The organism is Methanospirillum sp., from assembly GCF_028679455.1.
Taxonomy (GTDB): domain Archaea; phylum Halobacteriota; class Methanomicrobia; order Methanomicrobiales; family Methanospirillaceae; genus Methanospirillum.
The window spans coordinates 1-5,197 of sequence record NZ_JAJRBM010000329.1 but is presented as its reverse complement, the minus strand read 5'-3'; the positions used below and the strand labels follow the sequence as shown (position 1 = coordinate 5,197).

The 5,197-nt window shown below is 48.5% G+C and carries 3 protein-coding genes; all 3 read right to left on the bottom strand.

What is annotated here, in order from left to right; translation table 11 throughout:
- Positions 1–133 precede the first annotated feature (133 nt).
- The gene (locus LUQ50_RS11380) at positions 134–2,386 is read right to left on the bottom strand and encodes an RND family transporter (RefSeq protein WP_300039953.1); all 2,253 of its coding nucleotides are present in this window, start codon (positions 2,384–2,386) and stop codon (positions 134–136) included.
- 25 nt (positions 2,387–2,411) lie between these two features.
- Positions 2,412–3,728 (bottom strand): S-layer protein, encoded by a 1,317-nt coding sequence (locus tag LUQ50_RS11375; RefSeq protein ID WP_300039952.1) that lies wholly within the window; start codon positions 3,726–3,728, stop codon positions 2,412–2,414.
- 132 nt (positions 3,729–3,860) lie between these two features.
- The coding region (locus LUQ50_RS11370; protein ID WP_300039951.1) for an S-layer protein at positions 3,861–5,197 on the bottom strand (1,337 nt) is incomplete at its 5' end.

Genomic DNA, 5,197 nt, shown 5'->3' with positions numbered 1-5,197 from the left:
AGACATGCTGATCTGATCTATGATCAGGATGATAGTAAGGATGTCGTTGTACAATCAATTATTTCAATAATGATCGGTAAAAAAGTTTGATGGGAGCCATCAAGACCGGACCTGAACATGCAGAGCATGTTCATCATTCTTTATGGTGGGGATGCACGTGAAGAACATCTTCTTCAACCTCCTCAACCTTGTGGAGGATCTGATCGAGTAGTGACAGTACTGCAGGCATCACTGCAACGGCACCAATCAGTGAGAAGAGTACCGCAATAATGGTGGTCAGTCCAAAGTTGCTGATGATCGGGAAGGTCGATAGAATCAGGGCAGAAAATCCGAAGAAGGTCGCAAGCCCTGATACCAGGATTGCAGATCCAATCTTTCGCACACTATTCCTGATGGCCTCGATGACATCATCAGTCTCTTCCCGTTCTTCCAGATACCGTTCCATCACCAGGATCGTATACTCAGCTGCCACCCCTATCGTCATCGATCCAAGACAGGCGGTCATCGGGTTGTAATCGATACCAAGTACATACATGGCCACCGCATTCCATCCAACAATCGCAATGATCGGCACAATCGGGGAAAGGGCATTGATGTTCCGGTATACCAGCCCCAGGAAGAGGGCAACCAGGATGAACCCGAGATAAGTCATCGCTTCTTTGCTCTCCACCAGTTCACTGATGAGGGAGGTGAACAGATCAAAACTTCCGGTGATACTGGTCTTGATGCCCGGTGGTGGGGGATACATCAGAAGATCCCCTTTCATCAGGTCTTTCAGATCACTTTTTGCCGGAGTCTCCATATTGGTAGTATACAACTGAATAACTGCTTCAGTCTGACCGTTCAGGTACTGCTTTTTGGTCCCTTCGGGGATCTTTGTCAGAGCGGCATCCAGCTCACTCTGGGTCTGGGGCATTGTCCCGTTGTTATACGTGATTGCATAGTCTGCAATACTCACCGCATTGTTCAGCCGGGTGGGATGCAGATTCATCTCCATCGTGGTGAACTCTTTCATCCACTTGACACTGTCAAGTGCAAGGACATTATCGCCATACACAAGAACCGGTGCAGGATCGGTGGATCCCACCGTACGGGTTACTTTATCAAGCGTGACTTTTGCCGGCATTCCCGGAGGAACGAAAGAGTTCTGGTTGGTATCGATGGGAATCTGTGAATCCAGCTGGATTCCGATAAATGCCACAAGGAAAACAACGAGCAGAACCGGTACCGGGTTCTTCGCAATCCCTACTGCCAGTCTGGAGAGACCTGAATCAATACTATCGGTAAGCTTTGACTTTCCCGCTCCTTTTGCCTTGTAATTAAATAGTATCGCAATGAGCGGGATACCGATCAGCGATGTCAGATAACAGACCACAACCCCGATGATACTCACAAGGCCAAACCCTTGGATCATCGGAACCGGAGAGATAAACATCGCGAAGAATCCCATCGTGGTAGCAAGCATGGCGTACATAACCGCAGGGCCGGTTTTGGTGATGGTGTGCCTGATAGCGTCAGGAAGTGGGTTTGTCCTGGCTTCCTCTTCAAGTCGCGAGTGGAACTGGATTGCATAATCAATCCCAAGCCCAATCATCACCGGGAAGGCAGAAATTACTGCCATACTGACAGTAACCCCGGCAAGTCCGACTACCCCGAAGGTGAACAGAAGCCCGATTGCAACGATCAGGACCGGCAGGAACCGATGGCTGACGTAGGCAAAGAGCAGTCCCATGACCACTACCATCAGGATAAGGGCAGCAAGAATGAGAGTAGCCATGGACTTTCCCATCTCATTCTTCATCTCCATACTGAATGCTGCATCACCAGTGAGCTTAACCGACAAGCCGGGAGGGATATCAGTACTGTCGATGAATGAGATGATATTCTTCATCGCAGACTCTTTCTTCTTATCAGTGAGCCCCGGCTCAAGGGTCACCATTGCCATGTTCAGCAGGTTTGATGGAACATACCGTTTGAGAATCGCCGGGGATATCTTCTCCTCAACAGCAGTGACTTCCCCTGATGAGAGGGGAAGTGTTCCATTATTTGCCTGCTTGATTACGTCAGTTACCGCAGCAGTCCCGGACACATACTGAAGATTTCTGATCGGCCCCATAATTGAGTCGATATACTCCAGAACGTCTGGGCTTGTGGGATCGTTGCATTCAAAGAGAATAACCAGCGTATTCTGCTGGAACGTATCTGAATAATGGTTTGAGATGATGCCTCGTTCTGAATTTTTGTCCAGATAGGTATCATTCCCGGTAGCCATCGAGATCATACTCATCCCGACCAGTGAGATGAGCATCAGAACAAGAATGATTTTTGAGAGAAGTCGTGGCCGGTAAACTACGAGATCAGCAACGCTGGAAAAAAATGAACGCATAGGTACATCACAACCGGGTTATCGGTTAGTTATCCTGTTTTTTCTGGCGCCGGGTATAGAGATAATATCCGCCACCAAGGATGATGACCAGCAGTACTGCGAGAACTACCGGGTTTCCAAGGAGTGAGGTAATACCTTCCCGGGTAACCACTGAGATCGGGACCTTAACCGTGTCTGATATCTGGCTGTTGTCAAGGGCATCACGGTACCTGATTTCAGAATCTAATCCATAGGTCTTCTTGGTTGCATCTGATGCAGTGCTGATCTCAAACTTTGCAGTCCCTGACTCACCTGGTTTGAGGTCACCGAGGTACGCAAGGTCATCGTTGCTCGTGAAGGGATCAACGGCGCTGATACGGGCTTCGGCACTATATGCTGTTGCAGCACCATCATTCCGATAGGTCACTTCAATTGCCTGCTTTTTCCCAGGTGAGGTCTCACCGGCAGGGCTGGTTACCGTGAACGAGACCTTTGACCCTACCGGGACGCCGAAATCTTCTGATGGAGTATCGAGGGTCTCACCGTCAGCATTTTCATAGGAAACGAGTACTGAGAGCGGATATTCCTGCGGTTCACCATCTTTGGAGACTGATACCTTGAACTTGGCATCTACTTCCTGACCCGGTGCAAAGGTACCGATATAGACGGTGCTGTCAACCGGGACAACCGGAGAACTGCCACTGCGACTCAGTTTGGCGATTGACTTCATCCCGGCATCTGTGCCACTGTTCTTCAGTTTAAGGGTGACATAACCAGAACCACCTGCATTGATATTTTCGGGAGTGACTGAGAGCACATCAAGATTGATTGCAGATTTCACTACGAATGGCAGTTCAATCTGGAGATCTTTCTTTACGTACCGGTAGGTCAGACTGTCAGTTCCCTGCTGATCTGCATCAGCCAGATAGGTGTATTCAATATTGAGCGGGACTAGATACGTGCCTGCCTTGGCATCATCCCTGACTCTGATATCAATCGGTACCTGACTGTTGTTTGAGGCTTTGATATCACCGATCATCTGGGGGTCTGACTTGATGAGAACCGGAGCATCACCAGCACCGAGGGTGACTTTCACCATCTTTGCAGTGCTTGGAACATCATCACGGTCAACAATTCCGGACTGGACCATCTTGATCGTGTTCAGACCGGTATTCTGGATCAGAACCTTCATCTGAACCGTGGTCCCAGGAGTAAACTCGTTACTTCCGGCAATACTTGCGGTCAGGTTTGGTGAACCTGACATATATTTCGTCCCTGCAAGAGCGGGAGAGGCTACCAACGCTGCGATCAGCAGGCCGAATACCACTACCATGAGTGGTTTGCATATCTGGTTATAATTCATAATTATGCTCGTTGAATGGTTGTTCAGTAACAATGCATGAGTTTGTCATCCATTTCAGGAAACTTCCACCACATTTTTGTTCTTTAGATTAATAATTCTGTCTTAGAACTATTGTCTCGACATATTGTCAGATTATGAAACAGGGATCTTCCGGCGTACACCAAAGTAGTAATATCCGCCACCAATGATGATCACGAGTAGCAGGAGTACAGCAACCGGGTCTGCAGTGATAAACGCGAATGCACCGGATGATGTAACGGTAATCGGCACCTTGACGGTATCTGATGTCTGACTGATATCCAGTGCATCACGGAACCGCACTTCAGAGTCCAGAGCATATGTTTTTTCATCTGCATCATCTGATGCGCTGATTTCAAACAGAGCCCGTGCATGTTCACCAGGCTTAATGTCCCCCAGGTATGCAAGTGCATCATTACTCGTGAATGGATCTACCAGAGTAATTCTTGCCTCTGCCTTGTAGACCGGACTATCGCCATCATTCTGATAATCAACCTCAATGATCTTCTGCCCACCTGAGGTAATCATGGCCGGAGTACTGACAACTGAAAACCTAATTTTTTCTTTGACCGGAATACCAACCCGTTGTATCGGAGTATTCAGTGTTTCACCATCTGCGTTTTCATACGATGCAAAGAGGTTTAGCGGATACTTCTGTTGCTGTGCATCGTTTGCGATGGAAACCTTAAACTTCGTCTGCACTGTCTCACCAGGCGTAAAGGATCCAATGTAGACAGCACTGTCCACCGGAACCACGGGAGAACCATCATCGCGCGAAATCTTTGCAACAGTCTTTAATCCTGCATCGGTCCCGGAGTTCTTCAGAGTTGCCAGAACATATCCCGATCCTCCGGCATTGATATCGTCAGTGGTGACATCAGTCACATCAAGAGTAATCGCTGATTTGATGACAAACGGAAGTTCAAGAATCAGATCACGCTCGATGTACCGGTAAGTGACACTCTCGGTCCCTTGCTGATCTGCTTCGGCAAGGTAGGTATACCTGACATGAAGCGGGACGGTGTACTTACCTGCACGTGCATCATCTTTTACGCGAACCTGAAATGTGGCACTTTTTGCATGAGATGCAGCAATGTCCCCAAGCATCTGGGAGTCTGATTTGACTAGTACCGGTGCATCACCGGCTTCCAGCGAAACAAGCACCATCTTTGCAGTACTGGGGACATCATCCTGCTCCAGGATCTGTGATTCGACCATCCTGGAGGAGATAAGACCGGTATTTTCTATGGATACCGGAAGCAGGGCGGTAGTGCCGGGTGTGAGATCATGATTCCCGGAGATAGATGCAGAGATATCAGGAGATCCGGCCAGGTACTTGGTACCTGCAGATACCGGAGAACAGACCAGACCTATAAGAATGGCCAGAATGAGTAATCCTGAAGAGAACTGGCTGTTTCGCAGACCCCCAGGAATACTCGTGATCGATGATT

Bases quoted from the DNA above. Each gene is read 5' to 3' on its own strand.
- LUQ50_RS11375 (WP_300039952.1), bottom strand. From the start codon at position 3,728: ATGAATTATAACCAGATATGCAAACCACTCATGGTAGTGGTATTCGGC.
- LUQ50_RS11380 (WP_300039953.1), bottom strand. From the start codon at position 2,386: ATGCGTTCATTTTTTTCCAGCGTTGCTGATCTCGTAGTTTACCGGCCA.